This window comes from Streptosporangium sp. NPDC000239, assembly GCF_040300765.1.
Classification (GTDB): domain Bacteria; phylum Actinomycetota; class Actinomycetes; order Streptosporangiales; family Streptosporangiaceae; genus Streptosporangium.
This window is the reverse complement of record NZ_JBEPEI010000002.1, coordinates 106585-129930: the sequence shown is the minus strand read 5'-3', so window position 1 is coordinate 129930 and position 23346 is coordinate 106585. Positions and strand designations below refer to the sequence as shown.

The 23346-nt window shown below is 71.6% G+C and carries 20 protein-coding genes; 14 read left to right on the top strand and 6 right to left on the bottom strand.

The window, feature by feature from the left end; translation table 11 throughout:
• Positions 1-94 precede the first annotated feature (94 nt).
• From ABT340_RS06105 to ABT340_RS06095, 3 genes are all read left to right on the top strand, one after another.
• Entirely contained in the window at positions 95-700 is a 606-nt protein-coding gene (locus ABT340_RS06105) for a TetR/AcrR family transcriptional regulator (protein WP_352009579.1), read from the top strand.
• Positions 697-1536, top strand: a complete 840-nt coding sequence (locus ABT340_RS06100; RefSeq protein ID WP_352009578.1) for an alpha/beta fold hydrolase — start codon at positions 697-699, stop codon at positions 1534-1536. The genes ABT340_RS06105 and ABT340_RS06100 overlap by 4 nt, the downstream gene beginning before the upstream one ends.
• Positions 1537-1612: 76 nt before the next feature.
• The gene (locus ABT340_RS06095) at positions 1613-2350 is read left to right on the top strand and encodes a maleylpyruvate isomerase family mycothiol-dependent enzyme (RefSeq protein WP_352009577.1); all 738 of its coding nucleotides are present in this window, start codon (positions 1613-1615) and stop codon (positions 2348-2350) included.
• A 15-nt stretch (positions 2351-2365) separates the two neighbouring features.
• Here the strand turns inward: ABT340_RS06095 and ABT340_RS06090 are convergent, their stop codons facing one another.
• Positions 2366-3979: a nickel/cobalt transporter gene (locus ABT340_RS06090; protein WP_352009576.1), complete on the bottom strand. Its 1614-nt coding sequence runs from the start codon at positions 3977-3979 to the stop codon at positions 2366-2368.
• 385 nt (positions 3980-4364) lie between these two features.
• Between ABT340_RS06090 and ABT340_RS06085 the strand changes: the two genes are divergently transcribed.
• Together ABT340_RS06085 and ABT340_RS06080 are read left to right on the top strand one after the other, a co-directional pair.
• Positions 4365-6116 (top strand): ABC transporter ATP-binding protein, encoded by a 1752-nt coding sequence (locus ABT340_RS06085; protein ID WP_502992433.1) that lies wholly within the window; start codon positions 4365-4367, stop codon positions 6114-6116.
• A gap of 415 nt (positions 6117-6531) precedes the next feature.
• Positions 6532-7401, top strand: a complete 870-nt coding sequence (locus tag ABT340_RS06080) for a MurR/RpiR family transcriptional regulator (protein ID WP_352009574.1) — start codon at positions 6532-6534, stop codon at positions 7399-7401.
• Here the strand turns inward: ABT340_RS06080 and ABT340_RS06075 are convergent.
• The 3 genes from ABT340_RS06075 to ABT340_RS06065 all read right to left on the bottom strand — a co-directional run bounded on the left by ABT340_RS06075 (position 7361) and on the right by ABT340_RS06065 (position 9741).
• A complete protein-coding gene (locus tag ABT340_RS06075) occupies positions 7361-8110 on the bottom strand; it encodes an ABC transporter permease (protein ID WP_352009573.1) in 750 nt (249 codons plus the stop codon). The genes ABT340_RS06080 and ABT340_RS06075 overlap by 41 nt on opposite strands.
• A 35-nt stretch (positions 8111-8145) precedes the next feature.
• On the bottom strand, positions 8146-9102 hold the full coding sequence (locus ABT340_RS06070) for an ATP-binding cassette domain-containing protein (RefSeq protein ID WP_352009572.1): 957 nt from the start codon (positions 9100-9102) through the stop codon (positions 8146-8148).
• 108 nt (positions 9103-9210) lie between these two features.
• Complete coding sequence (locus ABT340_RS06065; protein WP_352009571.1) at positions 9211-9741, bottom strand: PadR family transcriptional regulator; 531 nt, start codon at positions 9739-9741, stop codon at positions 9211-9213.
• Positions 9742-9798: 57 nt separating this feature from the next.
• On the opposite strand from ABT340_RS06065, the gene ABT340_RS06060 reads away from it, so the two are divergent.
• The 4 genes from ABT340_RS06060 to ABT340_RS06045 all read left to right on the top strand — a co-directional run bounded on the left by ABT340_RS06060 (position 9799) and on the right by ABT340_RS06045 (position 13485).
• Positions 9799-10125: a hypothetical protein gene (locus ABT340_RS06060; RefSeq protein ID WP_352009570.1), complete on the top strand. Its 327-nt coding sequence runs from the start codon at positions 9799-9801 to the stop codon at positions 10123-10125.
• 10 nt (positions 10126-10135) lie between these two features.
• Complete coding sequence (locus ABT340_RS06055) at positions 10136-10822, top strand: SDR family oxidoreductase (RefSeq protein WP_352009569.1); 687 nt, start codon at positions 10136-10138, stop codon at positions 10820-10822.
• 155 nt (positions 10823-10977) lie between these two features.
• A complete protein-coding gene (locus ABT340_RS06050; protein ID WP_352009568.1) occupies positions 10978-12333 on the top strand; it encodes a formimidoylglutamate deiminase in 1356 nt (451 codons plus the stop codon).
• A 213-nt stretch (positions 12334-12546) separates the two neighbouring features.
• Entirely contained in the window at positions 12547-13485 is a 939-nt protein-coding gene (locus ABT340_RS06045; protein WP_352009567.1) for a sigma-70 family RNA polymerase sigma factor, read from the top strand.
• A 52-nt stretch (positions 13486-13537) separates the two neighbouring features.
• Here the strand turns inward: ABT340_RS06045 and ABT340_RS06040 are convergent, their stop codons facing one another.
• Positions 13538-14455, bottom strand: coding sequence for a Sco1979 family transcriptional regulator (locus tag ABT340_RS06040; protein ID WP_352009566.1), 918 nt, complete (start codon positions 14453-14455; stop codon positions 13538-13540).
• Positions 14456-14645: 190 nt separating this feature from the next.
• Positions 14646-15488, bottom strand: a complete 843-nt coding sequence (locus ABT340_RS06035; protein ID WP_352009565.1) for an SAM-dependent methyltransferase — start codon at positions 15486-15488, stop codon at positions 14646-14648.
• Between the two features lie 437 nt (positions 15489-15925).
• On the opposite strand from ABT340_RS06035, the gene ABT340_RS06030 reads away from it, so the two are divergent.
• From ABT340_RS06030 to ABT340_RS06010, 5 genes are all read left to right on the top strand, one after another.
• Positions 15926-17236 (top strand): ammonium transporter, encoded by a 1311-nt coding sequence (locus ABT340_RS06030; protein ID WP_352009564.1) that lies wholly within the window; start codon positions 15926-15928, stop codon positions 17234-17236.
• Positions 17233-17571 (top strand): P-II family nitrogen regulator, encoded by a 339-nt coding sequence (locus ABT340_RS06025; protein WP_184713272.1) that lies wholly within the window; start codon positions 17233-17235, stop codon positions 17569-17571. The genes ABT340_RS06030 and ABT340_RS06025 overlap by 4 nt, the downstream gene beginning before the upstream one ends.
• Positions 17568-19829: a [protein-PII] uridylyltransferase gene (locus ABT340_RS06020; protein ID WP_352009563.1), complete on the top strand. Its 2262-nt coding sequence runs from the start codon at positions 17568-17570 to the stop codon at positions 19827-19829. Before ABT340_RS06025 ends, ABT340_RS06020 begins: the two co-directional genes overlap by 4 nt.
• 133 nt (positions 19830-19962) lie before the next feature.
• Positions 19963-22908, top strand: coding sequence for a sensor histidine kinase (locus tag ABT340_RS06015; protein ID WP_352009562.1), 2946 nt, complete (start codon positions 19963-19965; stop codon positions 22906-22908).
• Positions 22905-23324, top strand: coding sequence for a roadblock/LC7 domain-containing protein (locus ABT340_RS06010; protein WP_352009561.1), 420 nt, complete (start codon positions 22905-22907; stop codon positions 23322-23324). The genes ABT340_RS06015 and ABT340_RS06010 overlap by 4 nt, the downstream gene beginning before the upstream one ends.
• Positions 23325-23346 lie beyond the last annotated feature (22 nt).

Sequence of the window (23346 nt, the reverse complement as noted above, 5' to 3'; positions counted from 1 at the left end):
GCCGTACTGTCGCGCGCCCGGTGAAACTAATCTCATTAGACAGAAGCTAATGGGATTAGTTACAGTCTAGGGGTTCTAGGAGAGAGGGGCGCGTATGGCGCGGGCCGGGTTGACGACGGATCGGGTGACGCTCGCCGGTGCCGAACTGGCCGACGAGGTCGGGTTCGACCGGCTGACCATGTCGGCGGTGGCACGACGGCTCGGGGTGAAGGACGCCAGCCTCTACGCGCACGTTCGCGGCCTTGAGGACCTGCGCGGCCGGATCGCCCTGCTGGCGGCCGACGAGAAGAGCGTCCGCATCGCGGAGGCCACCGCGGGGCTGGCGGGCAGGGACGCGCTGGTCGCGTACGCGACCGCCTACCGGGACTACGCCCGCGAACACCCGGGCCGCTACATGGCGACGCAGATCCCCACGGAGATCGACCCCGAGCTCCTGGCCGCGGCGCGCGGGCCGCGGCGCGCGATCGAGCTGACCTACGGCATGTTGCGCGCCTACGCCCTCGGGGAGCCCGACCTGACCGACGCGGTACGGCTGCTGCGCAGCATGCTGCACGGCTTCATCAGCCTTGAGGCGGCGGGCGGGTTCGCGCACTCGCGCCCGGCCGAGGAGTCGTGGTCACGCTGCCTCGACGCCCTGCACACCCTCCTGGAGCGCTGGCCCGCCGATCACGAACCACACGGTGAAGGAGACAGGACATGACCGAGACGACCACCGGACGCCTGCGTGTGGACGGCGCCGAGCTGTACTACGAGGTGCGGGGGCGCGGGCCGCTCCTGCTGCTGATCCCCGGCGGCACCGGCGGCGCCGCCTCCTTCGAGGAGATCGTCGACGACCTGGCCGCCGACCGCACGGTCGTCACCTACGATCCGCGCGGCCTGTCCAACAGCCCGCTGGACGACCCGGCGGCGCCTCAGCGGGTGGAACAGCACGCCGAGGACGCCCTCGGGCTGATCGACCTGCTGTCCCCCGGGGAGCCCGTAAGCGTGGCGGGCTGCAGCTCGGGGGCGATCGTCGCGATGCGCCTGCTCACCGCCCACCCCGGGCGGATCGCACGTGTCGTGGCGCACGAGCCGCCGCTGGCCGAGGTGCTGCCGGACGCCGCCGAGCACCGCGTGATGCTCGCCCGTGTCCGGGAGGCCTTCGACCGGGAGGGGCCGATGGCCGCGGCGACCGTGCTCGCGGCCGGTCTCAGGCGCCCGGGGGAGAGCGCCGGCGCGCGGCCCGCCGCCGAGCTGTCCCCCAGGGCGGCCGCGCGCGTCGAACGGTCGATGGCCGACGCCCCCTACTTCATCGGGCGTGTCATCCCGAGCTTCATGGCCCACGTCCCGGACGTGGACCGGCTGCGGGCCCTGTCGGACCGGCTCGTGCTCGCGGCCGGGGCGGACTCCCACGGCGAACTGCCCTACCGTCCCGCGGCCCTCCTGGCAGAGCGGTTCGGCACGGAGCTGGTCCACTTCCCCGGCGGGCACACGGGGCTCAGCACCCACCCCGCCGAGTTCGGGAAGCTGCTTCGCGAGGTGCTCGACGCCCGGTGACACCGGGGCGCGGCGTCCACCGGCCGAGCGGAAAACAGGGAGAGGACCGTCGGGGCCGTACGGCATGATGCCGCCCATGGATCACACTCGCTATCTCGACCTGATCCGCGCCGACGGTGATCTCCTGCTCGCGGCCGCGGAGCGGGGGCTGGACGCCCGGGTGCCGTCGTGCCCCGGCTGGACCGGCCGTGACCTGCTCCACCACGTCGGAGGGGTCTACGACCACAAGGTCCTGTGCATGCGGCTCGGGCGTGACCCGCAGAAGGCCGAGCGGGCGCCGCTGCCCGGCGACGCCGCGCTCAGGGACTGGTTCCTCTCCCAGCGTGAGACGCTGCTCGACCAGCTCGTCATGCGCGGGCCGGGCGCGCCCTCCCACACCTGGTTCCCGCCGGACCGGACGGTCGGCTTCTGGTACCGCAGGATGGCCCACGAGACGGTCGTCCACCGGATCGACGCCGAGTTGATCGACGGGGGGCCGACCCCGGTCGACCCCGAGCCGGCGGCCGACGGCGTCGACGAGCTGCTCGGTTTCATCACCCACGACTTCGGCGGCAGGCCCGAACGGGAGCAGGGCGTCGGCCGTACGGTCGTGCTGGGCTGCGGGGACCGGGAGTGGGCGCTGACGCTGCGCGCGGACCGCGCGGTGTGGGCGAAGGAGGGGGCGACGCCGGACGCGCGGATCGACGGCGAGCCGGAGGACCTCCTGCTCCACCTGTGGAACCGGCGCGGGGCGGGCGGCAACTCCCTCAGGAGCTCCGGTGACGTGGACGCGCTCGCCGGGCTGTGGGCGCGCCTGCAGGAGGAGACCCAGTAGGCGGTCCGGGGTCGTTCACGCGGCGCCGATGAGGCTCCGCACGGTCAGGCCGAGACCGAGCAGCATGACGGCCACGGCGGTGCCGATCGGCAGGAGCGAGGACAGGCGGCTCGCCACGCCGTTTCCCCCGGCCGCCAGGCGGCCGAGACGCCCGGCGAGTTTGACCAGCAGCAGCCCGGTGAGGGTGAGCGTGCCCGCCATGCCGAGGCCGTACGCCAGGATCAGCGCGATCCCGAACCATGTGCGGCCGAGGCCGATCGCGCCCAGCAGGACGACGAGCGCCGAGGGGCTGGGCACCAGCCCTCCGGCCACGCCCAGGCCGACCAGCCCGCGCCGGGAGCGGGGCGTCGGCTCGCGGGGGAGGTCCTCCTCGGCCCGCCGTTCGAGGACGGCGACCGGCGCGTACCCGTGGGCCGCGCCGCCGGGGACCTCCCGGACGGGGGAACGCCGGGGAACGAGGGGAGCACGGCCGTGGGTGTGGCCGTGACCGTGGGCGGGGGCCTCGCCGGTGCGGTGGGCATGCCAGGCGGAGCGCAGCAGCCCGGCCCCGACCAGGGTGATCAGCAGACCGCTGACCAGGCCGAGCCAGGCGAGCACCGCCTCGCCGGTGAGCGCGGACAGGACGGTCAGCAGCAGACCGGCCACCAGGACGCCGACGGTGTGGGTCACGGTGACGGTCGCGCCGACGATCAGCGCGTCACGCGGGCGTCCCCATCTGCCCGCCAGGTAGGCGGCCATGATGGTCTTGCCGTGTCCCGGGATGAGGGCGTGCCCGGCGCCCAGCGCGACGGCCATGAGCACCGAGAGCAGCACGAGCGGCGCGGTCGGCGAGTCGGTGCCGACCAGGCCGGTGAAGGTGTGGTCGAGCCAGGCCGTCACACCGCCGAGCGGACCGCCGGACAGCCCGGACAGGTCGGACGGCTCGGGCGTCGGGGACGGCACGGCCGCCGAGGGACCTGTCTCCGGGGTGACGCTCAGCCGCGCGGTCCGCTGGTCGAGCGGGGCGGCCAGCAGGTCGTCCGGGTAGGACCGCAGCCGTCCGCTGACACTCGTCCCGGGAACGGAGGACCGGCTCAGGCGCAGACCGCCGGAGGCGACCGCGGTGATCTCCCGCCAGCCGGTCCGGTCGGGCAGGTAGTCGTCGCTGAAGTCGACCGTCCCCCGGGCGCGGACGTCGGCGGTCAGGTCGCACGTCAGGCGGCTGGTCCGCAGGCCGCCCTGCCCCCGGGCGTACCGCAGGCCGCTCCCGGCGACACGCCAGGCGACGGGGGAGCCGTTGACGGTCAGCCGCTGTGCCCCGGCGAGCGCGGCGCAGCGGGCGGCGCCGTAGGCCGCCAGTTCGGCGGCGGAGACCCTGCCCGAGCCGTCGGTGTCCATCTCGGTCACGGCCTGGAGGGTGGGCAGCTCGGCGCTGTCGACGACCGCCGTGTTCTCGATCCGGTCGGGGGTGATCCGCAGGCCGTCGTAGTGGTTGACGGTGAGGTCTCCCAGCGGATGCGCGGCGGCGGGCGGGGCGAAGGCGGGGAACATCGCGACCGCCAGGCAGGAGAGGGCGAACAGGAGCCCTCCACGACGCCGTTCCCGTGTGCCGTACCGGCCCGCGGGCGGTGGGACCTGTGCCGATGTCATGCAACCTCCCGAGGCTCACGGACGCGGACGGGGCTCCGTCGTGCCGGCGAACGTTCGATCTCGGCGTCGGCGGCCTGCGGTGCCCCGGGGAGTGCCCCGGCCCGCCGGTGGCCGCCTGGTCGCCGCTGGAATGCTTCCGGCTCCGGATGGCTTTTTCGTGCGGCGGCACGGCGGAAAGAGCAGAAAATTCATGGATTTTTCCCTTGGGGAGACCGAAGAGGGCATCCCTCCCCGGGTGTCCCGCTTCTCTTGCGTCAACCATGGTTGACATGCCGATCGCGTCAACCTATGTTGACGGAATCGACTTTCGTCTACGAAACCGGCCGTGCCGCTCGAAAGGGGCGTGTGCGCAGTAGATATGAAGCACGTCGGTCGGGGGCCGGTCATGTCATCTCAAAGGAGACGGGAATTGTCAGAGACCGCGTCGTGGCGCCCGCTGTTCGCCTACATCAGGCCACACCGTTCCGCCCTGCTGCTCGGCGGCGCGCTCAGCCTGGTCGGCTCGCTCGCCGGCCTGGCCATGCCACTGCTCGCCAAGACGGTCATCGACGCCTTCGGCGCGAACCGGTCCCTGGCCGGGCCGGTGCTCGGCCTGACGGTCGCGGTCGTCGTGGGCGCGGTCGTCGGCGCGCTGGGCAGATACGTGCTCGAACGCATGGGGGAGGGAGTGGTCTTCGCCGCCAGGCGGGGCCTGGTCGGACGCATCCTCAGGTTGCGGGTCTCCGAGGTCGACCGTCTCAAACCGGGCGACCTGCTGTCCCGGGTGACCTCGGACACCACACTGCTGCGCGCGGTGTTCACCGAGGGCGTCGTCGAGATGGTCAGCGCGCTGTTCATGCTGGTCGGCGCCATCGTGATGATGGCGGTCATGGACGGGCTGCTGCTGGTGGTCACCCTGGTGGTCCTGGCCGTGGTCGGCTCGCTGGTCGGCCTGGTCATGCCGCGCATCCGGCGCGCCTCCACCCAGGCGCAGGTCGCGGTCGGCGAGATGGGCGCGGTGCTGGACCGGGTGCTGCAGGCCTTCCGCACGGTCAAGGCCAGCGGCGCGGAGGAACGCGAGATCGCCACCGTGGACGCCGCGGCCCGCGAGGCGCGTGACAGGGGGGTCGCCGTCGCCTGGTGGACCTCGATCGCGGGCATCTCCACCTGGGTGGCCGCCCAGCTCGCCTTCGTCGCGGTGCTCGGCGTCGGCGGCGCGCGGGTCGCCTCGGGTGCGCTCGCGGTCTCCTCGCTGGTCGCCTTCCTGCTCTACCTCTTCTACCTGGTCTCCCCGATCGGCCAGCTCGTGCACGGTTTCACCCAGATGCAGAACGGCCTGGCCGCGGTCAGGCGGATCAGGGAGATCGAGGAACTTCCCGCGGAGGAGATCGGGACCCCGGCGGGCGTCTCCGGCACGACTCCCGCCGGGGTGGGCTTCCGGGACGTGGTCTTCCGCTACGGCGAGGACCGGCCGGTCGTGCACGGCGGCGTCTCCTTCGAGATCCCGGCGCGCGGCCTGACCGCCCTGGTCGGCCCGTCGGGGGCGGGCAAGTCCACGGTCTTCGCCCTGCTGGAGCGCTTCTACGAGCAGCAGTCGGGGACGATCACCGTCGACGGCCGTGACGTGCGGGACTGGCCGCTGCCCGAGCTGCGGGCCGTCCTCGGCTACGTCGAGCAGGACGCGCCCGTGCTGGACGGCACGCTGCGGGAGAACCTCGTCTTCGCCGCCCCCGGGGTCGACGAGACCGACGTCCGGCGGGTGCTCGCGCTGACCAGGCTCGACGACCTGGTCGCCCGGCTCCCCGAGGGCCTGGAGACCCAGGTCGGCCATCGCGGGATCATGCTCTCCGGTGGGGAGCGTCAGCGGGTCGCCATCGCCAGGGCCCTGCTGCGCAGGCCCAGGGTGCTCCTGCTCGACGAGGCGACCTCCCAGCTCGACGCGGTCAACGAGATGCGGCTGCGCGAGGTGATCGCCGAGGTGGCGAAGGAGACGACCGTGCTGGTGATCGCGCACCGCCTGTCCACGGTGACCAGCGCCGACCGGATCGTGGTCATGGAGGGCGGGGTCGTACGGGCGGTCGGCACCCACGGGGAACTGCTCGACGACGACGACCTCTACCGCGAGCTGGCCGCGACCCAGTTCCTGCTGCCGACCTGAGGGAGACGGCCACCGGAGTCGAACTGATCTCCCGGGTTTCGTACGGCTCCCGCAAATTTACGTGGTGGAGAGGGCGATGGTTCGGGCGCCGGTCTCCTCCGTCGGTTGGCGCCGGAGGAAACCGGGCATCCGCCCTGTGCGAAGCCTCTTCTTCGCTCAAGAGCGCCCCTCGGGACGCTCACCGGGTTCGGCCTCCGGTCCGGTTCGTGCGGGACAGGGCGGGGCACAGGCCGATGTGGCGGTGGTGGAAAGGATGGGGCGTCCCGGCGTGCGGCCTGGGACGCCCCCTTTTTTATGGGTTCACCCCTGCCATGGCGCCTCCGCCGTCATGTCCACCTTTCCGTGAGGTGTATGAACGACACCGGGACGGGAGGGAGATGGAATGCCGGTGGAGGGGCGAGCGGTTGGAGGGGACGTGGGGGAAGGACTCGATCGACTTCTTGAGGGCCGGAGGCTCTCGCCCGTGCAGCGGCGGATCGCGCGCTATCTCAACGACCACCTGGCCGAGGCCGTCTTCCTGTCCAGCGTGGAGCTGGCGGAACGGGCCGGGGTGAGCCAGCCCTCGGTGACCAGGTTCGCCACGTCGCTCGGCTTCGCCGGCTATCCCGAGCTGAGGCAGGCGCTGCGGCCGTTCGTGGTGAGCGAGCGGCCCCTGTCGCGGGCCAACGACCTGCAGACCGCGATCGACGCGGAGATCGAGAACCTGCGGAGTGTGCGCGACCGGCTGGCCGACCCCTCGGTCATCGCCGAACTGGGCGCCGCGCTGGCCGGGTGCGAGCCGCTGCCCGTTCTCGGGCTGCGGGTTTCGAGCGGGCTGGCCACCACGTTCGCCTACTTCGCCCGCAGGATCCACCCCGACGTCCGCCTGCTGACCCACGGCGGCTCCGAGCTGGCCGACGGCCTGGACGCCGCGCGCAGGGCGGGGGCCGCCTGGCTGGTCGCCGTGGTGCTTCCCCGCTATCCGGCCGAGGCCGTACGGGCCCTGCGCGGGGCCAGGGAGCTGGGCCTGCGGACCGCGGTGATCACCGACAGGCGCGACGTGCCGTTCGAGGCGGACGTGATCCTGGACGCCCCGGTCGGTGAACGCCTGGTGTTCGACGCGCACACGGCGCCGCTCGCCCTGGCCATGGTGCTGGTCGAGGCCATGGCGGACGCGGCGCCGCTGCGGACGCAGGCCCGGCTTGAGGAGTACGAGCGGATGATCGACAGGGCCGGGGTCTTCACCGGGAACCGGCCGGGTACGGCTAGCCCGCCAGCTTCCGCAGGGAACGCACGGACCAGGTGAGGGTCAGGGCGCCGAGCACGAGGAAGACGGCGAAGGCCACCGGGATCGTGGTGTCGGTCAGGCGCTCGGCGAACAGCGAGCGCCCGGCCTCGACCGCGTAGTAGAGCGGGTTGAACCTCGCGACGGTCTGCATCCACTGCGGGCCGAGGGAGACCGGCAGCAGCATCCCGGCCAGCAGGGTCAGCGGAAGGGCGAAGAACTGCACGATCTGCGACAGGCCGTTCTCGTCGCGGATGGCCAGCGCCAGGCCGTAGGAGAGACTGGCGGCGAACAGGCCGGTGGTGGCCATGAGCAGCAGCATCAGCAGGGCCGCCGCCGGGCTCAGCCGCAGGCCCATGAGCACGGCGACGCCCATCACCAGCAGCGCCTGGCAGGCGAGCACGAGCATGTCCTTGACGACCCGGCCGAGGATGATCGCGGGCCGCCAGGCCTGGCTGACCGCCAGCCGTTCGAGCACGCCGTTGCGGGTCTCGTTGATCATGGCGAAGCCGGTGAAGAGCGAGCCGAACAGCGCGATCATCATCATCGCGCCGGGGGTGAACATCCGCAGCGCCTCACCCATCGTTCCGCCCCGGGTGGTCGTGGTCAGCAGCGGGGCGAACAACAGCAGGTAGAGCACGGGCTGCATGATGCCGATCAGCACCCAGGCCGGATTGCGCAGGATGGCGCGCAGCTCGTGGCCGAAGAACAGTGCGGTGTGCCGGAACATGGGGGGTCCTAACGTTTCGACGGTGGGGGTGGTCGTCAGGCGGCGTCACGCAGGGAACGCCCCGTGTGCCGCAGGAAGACGTCGTCCAGCGTGGCCCGGTCGAGGGAGATGGACCGGATGGCCAGCCCGCCGGCCTCAAGGGCGCGCAGCAGTGACGTCAGGTTGCGCTCGCCGTCGTCGAGGTAGGCCAGCAGCGCGTCGTCCCGCTCCTGGGTCTCCTTGATGTACGGCTGCGCGGCCAGCAGCGGCAGCGCCGCGGCCCGGTCGTCGACCCTGAGGGTGACGACGTCCCCGGAGATCTCCCGCTTGAGTCCCTGCGGGGTGCCCTCGGCCACGATCTGGCCGTTGTCGATGATGACGAGCCGGTCGCACAGCGCGTCGGCCTCGTCCAGGTAGTGGGTGGTCAGCAGCACGCTGGTGCCCTGGTCGCGCAGGGCGCGCACCTCCTGCCACAGGTTGGCGCGGTTCTGCGGGTCGAGGCCGGTCGTCGGCTCGTCGAGGAAGACCAGCGGCGGCCGGTTCACCAGGCCGACCGCCAGCGCGAAGCGCCGCTTCTGACCGCCGGACAGCGTCTTGAGGGGGCGCCGGGCGATCTCGGTCAGGCTGAAGGCCGCGAGCAGCTCGTCGGCCCGGACGGCCGCCTGCCTGCGGGAGTGGCCCGCCAGGCGCGCGGCCAGCAGGAGGCTGTCGAGGCCGGGGGCGTTGTCGTCCATCCCGCCCGTCTGGCCCACGTACCCGATCCGCTCCCTGACCTTGGCCGCCTGCCGTACCACGTCGTATCCGGCCACGGTGGCCGTTCCCGCGGTCGGGGCGGTGAAGGTGGCGAGCATCCTGACCGTGGTGGTCTTGCCCGCTCCGTTGGGGCCGAGGGCGGCGAAGATCTCGCCCTCGGAGACCGACAGGTCGATGCCTCTGACGGCCTCGACCTGCTCGCTCCCGCCTCGCCCGCGCCTGGTGAAGGTCTTGCGCAGTCCGCGCGCTTCGATGATCATTACACTCCGTTCCGCCGGATGTCCGGGGGGTGACTGGGGGTGGGGAGGCGCTCGCGCGACCTCCCGGGAAAGGCTGGACCCTCTCGCGGTGTGAGGCTCAACCCCTTTTCACGGCAGCTTCCCGTCGCGAACCTTCTCCATGGCCTCTTCGAGCCAGGTGAGCTGGGCCTGGAGCTGCAGGATGTTGAGCCGCAGGCACTCGTCGATGTGCCGGGGGGCGCCGAAGGCCTGCTTGCCGCCGATCGCGCGCTCGGTCATGGAGATCGAGAAGCGCAGCTGCGCGGCCCTGGCCTCCATCGCCGAGGTCAGGTCGGCGGGTGAGAGCCGGTCCATGAAGGTGAGAGCGACCTGGAACGGGTCCACGATCGGCTTGATCTCCCACCAGTGGCTCATCAGGTGCCGGGCGAACTCCGCACGGCCGATCTCGGTGATCCCATAGACGGTCTTGCCTCCCTTTCCCTCCTCGACCCGCTCAAGGAGGCCTTCGTCGGCCATCTTGGCGAGTCCGTGGTAGATCGAGCCGTAGGCCACGTTGGCCCAGTGCTGGGTGCCCATGAGTTCGAGGCGGCGCCGCACCTCGTAACCGTGGAGAGGGCCGTCGAGCAGTACGCCGAGCAGTAGAACACGAGTGGAGGACATGTGCAATTTTTTATTCAAGTTTGAATACGATGTCAATCGTGGGCTACGGTGCCGGGCGTGAGAGAGATCAGACGTGACGACGACGGTGCCCTTCTGGGTTACCTGCGGCCGGTGGGGGACGCCTGGCAGCCGCTGACCGTGTTCGGCTATCCGCTGGGGGAGCCCCGCCCGGACGAGGAGGCGGCCGAGGAGGTCCACCGCTCGGGCCTTTCCGTGCTGGGCGAGCCGTGGCTGTTCCTGCAGGAGGGCAGGTGGCACCGGTGCGTCATCCTGGAGGCCGACGAGCGGGAGGTCAGGGTCCGGCCGACGGGCCACGACTACCCGCACGACGTCTACGCGCTCACCCTGGAGCGTCCCGGGCCGGACACCTTCCGCCCCGAGTAGGGTGATCCACATGTCCGAACGTCCCCTGGCACTGGTGACCGGAGCCTCGCGGGGGGTCGGCGCCGCGGTCGCGCGCGCCCTGGCCCCCACCCACGACCTGCTGCTCGGCGGCCGGGACACCGCGGCGCTCGCCGCGCTGTCCGCGGAACTGCCGGGCTCGCGCCCCTGGCCGGTCGAGCTGACCTCGGTCACCGAGGCCGACGTCGCCGGGATCGACCGGCTCGACGTGCTGGTGCACAGCGCCGGGGTGGCGATCCTGGGACGGATCGCCACGACGCCCGCCGAGGTCTGGCGGCGCACCCTGGACCTCAACGTGGTCGCGGTCGCCGAACTGACCCGGCTGCTGCTGCCCGCCCTGCGCGCGGCCCAGGGGCGGGTCGTGCTGATCAACTCCGGGGCGGGCCTGCGGGCCAACCCGGACTGGGGCTCCTACGCCGCCAGCAAGTTCGCGCTGCGGGCCTTCGCCGACGCGCTCCGCCTTGAGGAGCCCGCCCTGCGGGTCACCTCCGTCTATCCCGGGCGGATCGACACCGACATGCAGCGCGGGGTCCGCGAGCAGGAGGGCGCGGCCTACGAGCCGGACAGATATCTGACGCCCGAGTCGGTCGCGCGGGTCGTGCTCACCGCGGTGAGCGCCACCCCGGACGCCCACGTCACCGAGATCACCGTCCGTCCCAGCGCGGGCCCGGTCAACTGAGCGGTGTCTTGGACGACCCTTTTGCCCTTCATGTGAGCCGTGCGGGGCGCCCGTGAACGACCCTGTTCACATAATGGAGGGTGTTCGCCGCAGCGCGGGGAGACTCCTTCCCGTCCTCGCCAGGAGCGCCCCAGGCGCCCGGGCGGGGAGCGTCCGTGCCGGAGACGGCCTACTGGTGTGAGCTGGCCTGGCTGCCGCCGGGCGAGGTCGCCTCGGGGGTGCTCGTCACGGTCACGGGCTCACGGATCTCCGAGGTGGCCTCCGGCGTCGCCGTCCCTCCCGCCGGGGCCGTACGGCTGGCCGGGCTGACCCTGCCGGGGCTGGCCAACGCGCACTCCCACGCCTTCCACCGGGCGCTGCGCGGGCTGACACAGCGGGAGAAGGGCAACTTCTGGACCTGGCGTGAGCGGATGTACGGCGTCGCCGCGACCCTGGACCCCGACTCCCACCACAGGCTCGCCACGGCCGTCTTCGCGGAGATGGCGCTGGCCGGGATCACCTGTGTGGGGGAGTTCCACTACCTCCACCACTCACCGGGCGGCGGGCCGTACGGCGATCCGAACGCGATGGGGCACGCGCTCGTCGAGGCGGCGCGACGGGCGGGACTGCGCATCGCGCTGCTGGACACCTGTTACCTGGCCGGTGGCATCGGCGTTCCGCTGACGGGCGCCCAGCTCCGCTTCGGGGACGGCGACTCGGAGCGGTGGGCGGTCCGGGCGGAGGAACTGCTGGGGGCCTACCGGGGGGAACACGACGTCGAGGTCGGGGCAGCGCTCCACTCGGTGCGCGCGGTGCCCGCCGAGCAGATGCCCGTGGTCGGCGCCTTCTCCCACCACCACGCGGTCCCGCTGCACGTCCACGTGTCCGAGCGGCGCGAGGAGAACGCCGCGTGCGTCGAGGCCTACACCGCCAGCCCCGTCCAGCTCCTGGCCGAGCACGACGTCCTGGGACCCCGCACCACGGCCGTGCACGCCGTACATCTGTCCGAGGTGGACGTCGCGCTGCTCGGGCAGTCACGCGCCCACGTCTGCGCGTGCCCGACGACCGAACGGGACCTGGCCGACGGTCTCGGCCCCGTCAGGGCGCTGTTCGACGCGGGGTCGCCCGTCACGCTCGGCTCGGACAGCCAGGCGGTGATCGACCTGTTCGAGGAGGCGCGCGGCGTCGAGCTGAGCGAGCGGCTCGTCACCGAACGGCGCGGCCACTGGACGGCCGCCGAGCTGCTCCAGACCGCGACCGCCGCGGGGCACGCCTCGCTGGGATTCCCCGAGGCGGGCATGCTCGTGCCGGGGGCCTGGGCGGACCTGGTCTCGGTGCGCCTGGACTCGGTCCGCACCGCGGGGGCCTGCCAGGAGGACGCCGTGGAGATCACGGTCTTCGCCGCGACGGCCGCGGACGTCCACTCCGTGGTCTCAGGGGGCCGCCGGGTGGTCGAGGAGGGCAGGCACGTCCTGGGAGACGTGGGCGCCGCGCTCGCCGCGGTGATCGCCGAGGTGCGCGGCGTGGTTTGAGCCCTTCCGGGCGGGGAACCGGGGGACCTCATGGCGCTGTGTCCTGAGACATCCTCCTTGAGGAGGAAATCCAAAACCGTTCTCTCGGCGTACTTTTTTGGGGAATCTTTGCCCTGGTCCGGGCGTTGTTGAGGCAAGCGGCATGTTCGCGCGCCCGGGGTCTCGATTGAGCGCGCGGGCCTGCCATAAGCAGGCGGAACGAGGTGCCATCTGATGGCAAGGCCGACGGGGAATCGGACGCAGGATCAGCACGTCTCTGATCGAGACCTGCTTGGGACATACCTGGCTGAGATCGGAAGGGTCCCCCTGCTCACGGCGGAGGAGGAGGTCGAGCTCGCCAAGCGGATCGAGGCCGGTCTCTTCGCCGAGCAACTGCTCGACGGCGGGTTGCGGGAACCGCGTATCGCGGACGCCGCCGACGAGGAGCTCGAAAGACTGGCTGTTTCCGGGCAGCGGGCCAAGGATGAGTTCATTCAGGCCAACCTACGTCTTGTGGTGGCGGTGGCGCGCAAGTACTCAGGGCGTGGAATGCCGTTGATCGATCTGGTCCAGGAGGGGAACCTGGGTCTGGTCAGGGCGGTTGAGAAGTTCGACTACCGGCGCGGTTACAAGTTCTCGACGTACGCGACGTGGTGGATCCGCCAGTCCGTCGGCAGGGCGATCCACGAGCAGGCCAGGCCGGTACGGCTGCCGACCCACGCGGGCGAGCAGATGACCAGGCTGATGCGTGTCAGGCGCGACATGCTGGCCGAGTTCGACCAGGAGCCGACGGACGCCGACCTGGCCGAGGTGCTCGAACTGCCGATCGAGAGGGTGCGCGAGCTGCGCCGCTGGGCCTCCGACCCGGTCTCCCTGCAGCTCGGCGTGGGCGACGAGGACGAGACCGAACTCGGCGACATGATCGCCGACGAGACGTGGGCCGACCCCGAGCAGCAGGCCATGGACATCCTGGAGCGCGAGCGCCTTGAGGAGTGGCTGACCGGCCTTGAGGGACAGACCCGTGAGATGCTCCGCTGGCGCTACGGCCTGATCGACGGCCGTGAGCACACGCTGACCGAGGTCGGTGAGCGCTACGGCATCGGCCGTGACCGCGCCCGCCGCATCGAGCGCGACGCCCTGGCCAGGCTGCGGAAGATGGCGATGGCGGCCTGAACCCCTACGATCCGGTACGGCCTCGGGGAGCCGTACCGGATCGGGTCCGGGGTCAGCGTCCGGGGAGCTCCTCGATGAAGCGGTGAAGAATGTCCCGCGTCATGAGCGCCGGTTCCGCCTGGACGACCAGCTGGTTCATGACGTGCCAGAAGCGTTGCACGTCACTCGGCCTGTCGGGGCAGGCGGCCCCGATGAGCTGCCTGAGATAGACGACGTCGGGAAGCTGCTGCTCGGGCATGCGCAGGATGGTGACGGGCCCGCCGCACGCGGCGTGGCCGCCCGCGCTGAACGGCAGGACCTGGACGGTGACGTGGTTGAGCCCGGTGACGGCGACCAGGTGTTCCAGCTGGGCGCGCATCACCGCCGTGCCGCCGACCGGACGGCGTAGCGCCGCCTCGTCGATGACGGTCCACAGCCTCGGGGCGTTGGGCCGGTGCAGGATCCGCTGCCGCCTCATGCGCAGCTCGACCCGGCGTTCGCACTCGGCGTTCGTGGCGTCCTGGTGGGCGAGCCGGATGGCGGCGCGGGCGTAGTCCTCGGTCTGCAGCAGCTCGGGGATGAGCTGGACCTCGTAACCGCGGATGACGTCGGCGGCCTGTTCCAGACCGAGATAGGCGTCGAACCAGCTCGGCACCAGATCGCTGTAGGGGTGCCACCAACCGCGCCGGCTGGCCTGTTTGGCCATCGCCAGCAGCGTGGCTCGTTCCGCCTCGTCGGTGAGGCCGTAGAGGGTGAGAAGGTCCGCCACGTCGCGCTGCTTGAAGCCGGTGCGTCCCAGCTCCAGGCGGCTGATCTTGGAGCGCGAGGCCCGGATCGTCTCGCCCGCCTCCTCAAGGCTGATGTTGCTGACCTCCCGCAGCCTGCGGAGCCGGACGCCCAGCAGCATCCGCAGGACGGTGGGTCCGCTCCCTGCGGGGGAGTCGTCCGTGGTCCGGCCGTCGGGCCGGTCCTTCACGGTCTCGATGTTCATGTTCAGTCACTTTCTGGCGACGGTCGCCGACGTCGGACCGCGGCGCGCCGGTCTCGGGAAAACCGGAGCACGGCGACCGTCCACCGTCCCGCGCGGGAGATCCCGTACGGGGGCGGGGGTGGTCACCGTGTGTCCGGGAGAGGCCACCGCGGACCGTCACGGCGCGGTCCGCGCGAGGTGTGGTGGAGACCTACCTCTTACGGGCGACGCCGCCCAGCGCGTCCACGTCGGCGACCGGGTCGAGGAGAGGCACCTCGGGCCGCCAGTGTGTGATCGGGACGACACCGGGTTCCAGGAGGTCGAGGCCGTCGAAGAAGCCGGCGAGTTCCTCCGGGCTGCGCAGGTGGTAGGGGGCCGCGCCGCTGTCGTTGTACTGCTGCGTGGCCGCGAAGTTCTCCGCGTTGGTGTCGACGCTGTCGTTGAAGGCGAGGAAGCTGCCCGAGGGCAGGGCGTCCATGAGCCGTCTCACGATGGCGTGCGCCTCGCCGGTGTCGCGGACGTGCCCGGTGATCTGCATCAGCACGAGCGCGACGGGCCGGGTGAGGTCCAGCGTCTTGGCCGCGGCGGCCAGGATCGTGTCCGGGTCGTACAGGTCGGCATTGATATAGGTGGTCATGCCCTGGGGGGTGCTGGTGAGCAGCGCGCCCGCGTGCACCAGGACGAGGGGGTCGTTGTCGACGTAGACGATGCGGGAGTCCGGGGCCACCCGCTGGGCCACCTCGTGGGTGTTGTCGACGGTCGGCAGGCCCGTGCCGATGTCGAGGAACTGGCGGATCCCCTCCTCGCCGGCCAGGTGCCGGATCGCGCGGGCGAGGAAGTGCCGGGACGCGCGGGCGAGCCCGGCGATACCGGGGAAGACCTCGGCGAACTGCTCGCCGGCCTCGCGGTCGACCGGGTAGTTGTCCTTGCCGCCCAGCCAGTAGTTCCAGATCCGGGCCGAGTGCGGGACGGTGGTGTCGATTTCTGGCTTCTGCTGGGAAAGCTTCCATTCGGAAGGATTCTGCGGGGAGGAAGGTGAATCATCACGTTTCACCACAGGGGGAGGTCTCCTGTCGTACGCGTATTCCGCTGTCGTCACACACGATAAGGTCGGCGATCCCGTTCGTAGTCAGTTATTGATGATCTTGTCGATATTTGCTGACGTTCGTCCGTTTTGTGAGTAAGGGGCTGGTGTTACCGTCCCGGCCTGTGGCGATGTGTCGGGGCATTCTCTTTCGTGGTCTTTCGTGGGAAAACCAACCCGTCCGGCGGCTGGTTTGGGATGGATCGCGGCCTTCGGGGACTCTGTCCGAAACGTGGCTGAAACACCGTGTCGTGGAGTTTCACAGATCCGAAACACATCGTGCGGCGCCGTGAAACCACCGGGGAACACGCTGGGGCGCATCGTCAGTGCGCACGGTCGACGGAGCCCGGAGGCGTTCACTGCGACCTGAGACAGGCACGCGCCATTCGTAAGGAGGGTCGCTTCGAATGAAGATCGATAGCGGCACCACTGCCTGGATGCTCACGGCCACCGCGCTGGTGTTGCTGATGACTCCGGGGCTCGCACTGTTCTACGGCGGCATGACCAGGGCCAAGAGCGTCCTGAACATGATGATGATGTCGTTCGCGAGCATCGTCACCGTCACCGTCGCCTGGGTGCTCTACGGGCACTCACTGGCCTTCACCGAGAACGGCAACGGGATCGTCAACGCCTTCGTCGGCGGGCTGGACGCCCTGGGGCTGCAGAGCCTGGTGGGCACGGCGACCAAGGCCGACGGCACCGGGATGCCGAGCCTGGTCTACTCCGCCTTCCAGCTCACCTTCGCGGTGATCACCGTCGCCCTGATCAGCGGCGCCGTCGCCGACCGCGCCAGGTTCGGCGCGTGGGTGCTGTTCACCGCGGTCTGGGCGAGCGTGGTCTACCTCCCGGTCGCCCACTGGGTCTGGGGCGGCGGCTGGCTGTTCGACCTGGGCGTGGAGGACTTCGCGGGCGGCACGGTCGTCCACATCAACGCCGGGGCCGCGGCGCTCGCGCTGACCCTCGTGCTCGGCAGGCGCGTCGGCTGGCGCAGGGAGCCGATGCGCCCGCACAACCTGCCCCTGGTGCTGCTCGGCGCGGGCCTGCTGTGGTTCGGCTGGTTCGGCTTCAACGCGGGCTCGGAACTGGCCGTCGACGGGACCGCGGGGCTGGCGTTCATGAACACCCAGATCGCCGCCGCCGTCGGCGCGGGCGCCTGGCTGGTCGTGGAGAAGGCGCGCGACGGCCACGCGACCAGCCTGGGAGTCGCCTCGGGCGCGGTCGCGGGCCTGGTCGCGATCACCCCGGCGTGCGGCTTCGTCGACCCCTGGGGCGCGGTCGTCATCGGCGCCGTCGCGGGCGCGGTCTGCGCCAGTGCCGTCGGCCTGAAGTACCGTCTCGGCTTCGACGACGCACTCGACGTGGTCGGCGTCCACATGGTCGGCGGCGTGCTCGGCGCGGTCTCGCTCGGCTTCCTGGCCGCCTACCCCCTCCTCGGCCAGCAGGGCAAGGGGCTGCTGTACGGCGGCGGCCTCGGGCAACTGGGACTGCAACTGCTGGGCCCGATCGTGGTCGCGGCCTACTCGTTCGCCGTCACCTGGGTCATCGCCAAGATCATCGACAGGACCGTGGGGTTCAGGATCGGCGCCGACGACGAGGTCACCGGAATCGACATCACCTCCCACGCCGAGACCGGCTACGACCTGGGCACCGTGCACGCCTCCGGCGTCACGGTCAGGACCCCGGCGGCCAGTGGCACCGCGAAGAAGGTGGACGCATGAGACTCATCACCGCCGTCATCAAGCCCTTCAAGCTCGACGACGTGAAGGCCGCGCTGGAACAGTTCGGCGTCAGGGGCATGACGGTCAGTGAGGCCAGCGGGTACGGCCGCCAGCGTGGCCACACCGAGGTCTACCGGGGCGCGGAGTACCAGGTGGACCTGGTGCCCAAGGTCCGGCTTGAGGTGCTGGCCGAGGAGGACGACGCCGACGACGTCATCGACGTCATCGTCAAGGCGGCGCAGACCGGCAAGATCGGGGACGGCAAGGTCTGGTCCGTCCCCGTGGACACGGTCGTGCGGGTCCGCACCGGGGAACGCGGCCCAGAGGCGTTGTGAACCGGCGTTCCTACGCCGCGGCCCGCAGGGAGCGGACCGCGGAGGTCGACCGCTGGCTGGCCGGGCTGCTGAGGAGCGCCCGCGGCGCGCCGTACGGGAAGGACGGCGCGGGGAGCGGGGAACGCGAGCCGTCCGGGATCGCGCTCGTCGCGGTCGGCAGCCTGGGCAGGGGCGAGCAGGCACCGGGCAGCGACCTCGACCTGGTCCTGCTGCACGACGGCAGGCACGACGTGGCGGCCGTCGCCGACCGGCTCTGGTACCCGATCTGGGACTCGGGCGCGGGCCTGGACCACTCGGTGCGGACGGTCGGGGAGGCCGTCGCGGTCGCCGGAGACGACCTGAAGGCGGCGCTCGGGCTGATCCAGGCCCGGCACGTCGCGGGCGACCCGGAGCTGACCAGGGCGGCCAGGGAGGGCGTGCTGGCCGGGTGGCGGGCCGACGCTCGGCGCAGGCTCGCCGAGCTTCGTGAGGCCGCGGGCCTGCGGGCGGCGGCCCGCGGTGAGCTGGCCTTCCTGCTGGAACCCGACCTCAGGGACGCGCGCGGCGGCATCCGTGACGTGCAGGTCATGCAGGCGGTCGCCGCGGCCTGGGTCGCCTCGGCGCCGGGGCCGAGGGTCAGGCAGGCCCACGAACTGCTGCTGGACGTCCGGCACGCCCTGCACCTGGTGACCGGGCGGGGGAGCGACCGGCTGGTGCTCCAGGAGCAGGAGGCGGTCGCGGGCGTCCTCGGCCTGCTCGACGCCGAGGTGCTGATGCGCGCTCTCGCGGAGGCGGGGCGGACCGTCACGCACGCCTTCGACGCCACCTGGCGTGCCGTCGACCGGCTGGTCGGCGGCCCCGCGCCCAGGGGGCGCCGCCCGCTCGCCGACGGCGTGGTCGAGCAGGGCGGCGAGGTCGTGCTCGCCCGCGACGCGGACCCGCGCGCCGATCCGGTGCTCGTGCTGCGCGCCGCGGCGGCCGCCGCCGAGGCGGGGCTGCCGCTCGCGCAGGCCACGGTGAGCGCGCTCGCCGCCCACTCGCCGCCGCTGCCCGTACCCTGGCCCGCCGAGGCGCGCGACGCCCTGGTCGGGCTGCTCGGCGCGGGACAGGCCGCGGTGCCGGTCTGGGAGGAGCTGGACCAGGCGGGCGTGGTGGTCGGTCTGCTGCCCGACTGGGAGCGTGTACGGCACCGCCCGCAGCGCAACCCCGTGCACCGCCACACCGTGGACCGGCACCTCATCGAGACGGCCGCGGGGGCGGCGTCGTTCACCCGCGAGGTGGCCCGGCCCGACCTGTTGCTCGTCGCCGCGCTGCTGCACGACCTCGGCAAGGGATGGCCCGGGGACCACTCGGTGACCGGGGCGGTCGTGGCTCGGGATATCGGCGCCCGGATGGGACTCTCCGCGCCAGATGTGGAGACCCTGGAGCGGGTGGTCCGTCACCACCTGTTGCTGCCGGAGACCGCGACCCGCCGCGACCTCGACGACCCGGTGACGATCTCCAGGGTGGCCGAGGCGGTCGGATCACGCGAGGTCCTGGAGCTGCTGGCCGCGCTCGCCGTCGCCGACGGCCGCGCCACGGGACCCGCCGCGTGGAACTCCTGGAAGGCGTCCCTGGTCGCCGACCTCGTGCGCCGGGTGCGCTCGGTGCTGTCCGGCACGCCCGTCAGACCGGCCCCGGTGCTCTCGGCGGCCCAGACGTCCCTGGCCAGACACGGTGGCGGCGCCGTACGGGTCAACGGGGGAGCGGTCACCGTCGTCGCCCCGGACAGGGCCGGGCTGCTGTGGAGCGCGGCAGGGGTGCTCGCCGCGCACCGGATGGTCGTCCGCGCCGCCTCGGCCGCCTCCGCGGGGGCGACGGCGGTGATCGAGTTCGCGGTCGTCCCCGAGTACGGCTCGCCGCCCGATCCGGCGACCCTGGAGGCTGACCTGCGGCTCGTTCTCGCCGGACGGCTCGACATCGGGCGGCGCCTGGCCCGCAGGGCCGCTTCGGCCCGGCCGCCCCGGGTGCCGGTCGCGCCACCACGGGTCACTATTGTTGACGACGCGTCCAACACCGCAACCGTGGTGGAGGTGCGCGCACGGGACCGACCGGGACTATTGTGGCGAATCGGCGGGGCTTTTGGAGACTGTGGTCTTGACGTGCGAGCCGCACGTGTAGAGACTCTCGGCGCAGAGGCGGTGGATGTCTTCTACGTTGTCGATAGAGCCGGGCGTCCTCTGACTGACGAGGCCCAGCGGGCACTGGTGCGGGACCAGGTGCTTGCCGCCTTGCGATAACCATAGGAAATCGTTCTCTCGTCACCTTCGTAACGATTGCGTCCGGTTTGTCGGCTTTGTCGATTGCGTCCCGTGACCATGTGGTCTGATGAGGGCCACCTATGTCGTGATGGTGAGAGGTAGAGCGAGAGCGGTGACGACGGCGACAACCGAGGGCGGCGGTACCGCGGCACACAGCCGCGGCAGGCGCTTCGCCGCCCGGTTCGGTTTGCGGAACTGGCGTGTGCGGACGCGCCTCACCGCCCTGATCCTCGTGCCGACCGTGGTGGGCGTGGTGCTCGCTGGAACGCGCGTGGTCGCCTCCATCGACAGCGTGGCCGGATACCAGCGGACCGCCTCGGCGGCCGAGTACTCCGGATCGCTGCGAGAACTGGCGCAGGCCCTCGGTTTGGAACGTGACCGTGTCGCCTGGGCCGCCTTCCAGCCCTCGAACCAGGGCCTGCAGGACGCGGCGGCGGCGCAGGCGAAGACCGTCGACGCCCTGGTCGGCAAGGTCAGGCTCGACCTGCAGAACATCGACGACAGCTACGGCCAGCGCGCCGCGGAGGCGGCCAGGGACGTGGGCTACCAGCTCGCGGGCCTGGGCGAGCTGCGGCAGCTGCCCGGGACGAACCGGGCAGAGCGCTACAGCATCATGATCGCCCCGCTGCTGCAGCTGCACGAGGAACTCACCCTGGTCAGCGACGACCCCGAGATCGTCGGCAACACCCGGGCGCTCAGCGCGCTGGCCCGCGCCAAGGAGGAGGTCTCCCGGCAGCGTTCGCGTCTGCTCGCGGGCTACTACGCCCCCTCGCAGATCACCGCCCAGGAGATCGAGAAGTTCATCGCCTCCAGATCGCGCATGGAGGAGTACAAGGCCGACTTCACCATCGAGGCGAGCGGCGCCAACCGCCAGCTCCTCGTCAAGGCCCTGATGGACGAGAAGGTCTACCGGGCCGAGCTGACCAAGGCCAGGGCGATCGTGCTGGCCAGCGGCTCGCAGTCGCAGGGGCGCCTGCTGACCGACTTCGCCGCCGTCAAGCAGTGGTTCGCCGACAACACCACGATCCTCGACCGGATGGGGAAGGTCGAGACCCAGGTCGCCACGGCCGTGATCACCCGGGCCAGGGAGCTTGAGGACACCGAGCAGCGCAACGCGATCATCGCCTCCGGGCTGATCCTGCTCCTGCTGATGCTGATCCTCGGACTGACCGTCCTCATCGCCCGCTCGATGGTCCTGCCGCTGCGCCGTCTGCGCTCCGAGGCACTGGACGTGGCGGGCTTCAAGCTTCCCGAGGTCGTGCGCAACCTGCGGGTCTCGGGAGACACCAGGGCGCCGGACATCGCCCCGATCTCCGTCGACTCCAAGGACGAGATCGGAGAGGTCGCCAAGGCCTTCGACGAGGTCCACCAGCAGGCCGTACGGCTGGCCGCCGAGGAGTCCGAGCTCCGCTCCAACATCAGCGCGATGTTCGTCAACCTCTCCCGCCGCACCCAGACCCTGGTCGAACGGCAGATCTCACTGATCGACGGCCTGGAGAAGGGCGAGGAGGACGGCGGGCGGCTCGCCGACCTGTTCCGGCTCGACCACCTGGCCACCCGCATGCGCCGCAACTCGGAGAACCTCCTGGTCCTGGCGGGCCACGAGCCCTCCCGCAGGCGCAGCCAGCCGGCCAAGCTCGTCGACGTCGTGCGCGCCTCCCTGTCGGAGGTCGAGGACTACGAGCGGGTCCAGGTCAAGGTGCACCGCACGCTCTCGGTCTCGGGAAGCGCGGCCAACGACGTCGTCCACCTGATCGCCGAGCTGGTGGAGAACGCCATCCAGTTCTCCCCGCGGGCCAGCCAGGTCGTGGTCTCCAGCAGCATGATCGAGGGCGGCGGCGCGCTGCTCGCGGTCAGCGACGCGGGCATCGGCATGACCAACGAGGAGCTGATCGAGACCAACCGGCGCCTGGCGGACCCGCCCGTGGTCGACGTCTCGGTTTCCCGGAGGATGGGCCTGTTCGTGGTCGGCCGCCTGGCCCTGCGCCACGGCGTCCGGGTCCAGCTGCGCCCGCAGGAGTCGGGTGGCCTCATCGCCATGGTCCTGTTCCCCGCCGCGCTCATCGTCGAGACGGTCCAGCCGAGCCAGACCCCGTCGTGGGGCGGGGAGTCGCAGAGCCAGAGCTCCTTCGGGCAGAGTTCCTTCGGGCAGAGCTCGTTCGCGGGCACCTCCCTCAGCCGGACCTCCTTCGGGCACACCTCCCTCGGGCAGGGACATCCCTCGTTCCCGCAGGCGGACCCCTTCAGCTCGGTGTCCTTCCCCGACGAGCACCCCATCCCCGCCGACCAGCCCATCGCCTCGGGCTCGCTCGGCGCCCCGTCCGGCACGGCCTACCCGCTGCCCAAGCGGCCGGTCCCCGGGACGGGCGGCGGCGCGGCGACCGGCGCCCCCGCCCCGTCGAGCGGCTTCTCCGCCTGGGGGCACAGCTCCCACGACGCGCTCGAAGCCCACGACGACCCGGCGACCGCGTCGATGCCCGCCGTACGGGTCTCCCCGCTCGAACCCGAGCAGGAGGAGTTCCTGCCGATCTTCGCCTCCGTCGAGTCCGCCTGGTTCCGCAGGACCGAGGCGGCCGCCGGGCACGGCGAGACGGCCGACGAACCTCATGAGACCGAGGAACCGGAGGAGGCCGGCCAGACGTCACAGGCCGTCAGGCAGGCCCTTCCCGGCCCGGAGACACGTGACGACTCACAGGAGGCCGAGGCCGGCGACCCCGGCCAGGCGTCCGAGCCCGTCGCGCGACCGCTCAGGCCGCGGACACCCGTCCGCGAGCCGGAGAACTGGGAGGCAGCGGCCGACGCCGGATGGCGGGCCGCCCAGGCGGCCAGCGACCCGGCCCTCGGCGGGATCACCGCCGCGGGCCTGCCCAAGCGCACCCCGAAGGCCAACCTGGTCCCGGGTACGGCCGCGGCCGTACCGTCGACTCCGATGCCGCCCCTCTCGCCCGAGCGGGTCCGCAGCCGCCTGTCGAGTTTCCAGCAGGGGGTACGGCGGGGACGGGCCGAACTCAACGAGGACTCCGCCAGGACCCTGGCGGATAAGGAGGAGGGCTCGTGACGACCCTGAGCCACGAGGCAAGCAGGTTCGACTGGCTGATCACCGAGTTCGTCCGGGGCACTCCAGGGGTGGCGCACGCCGTGTGCGTGTCGGCGGACGGGCTGCGGCTGGCCAGTTCGGAGGGTTTCCCCGACGACCGGGCCGACCAGCTCTCCGCCGTCGCGGCGGGCCTGCTCAGCCTCACCGTCGGGGCGTCCCGCGTCTTCGAGGGCGGGGCCGTGACCCAGACGGTGGTCGAGATGGAGCGCGGGCTGCTGCTGGTCATGGCGATCAGCGACGGTTCGGTGCTCGCCGTCCTCGCCTCCCCCGAGTGTGACATGGGACTGGTCGCCTACCAGATGACCCTGCTGGTCGACCGTGCGGGTCAGGTGCTCACCCCCGCTCTGCGGGCCGAACTACAGGCATCCCGGAGATGACGATGAGGTTCACTGGAGGGGG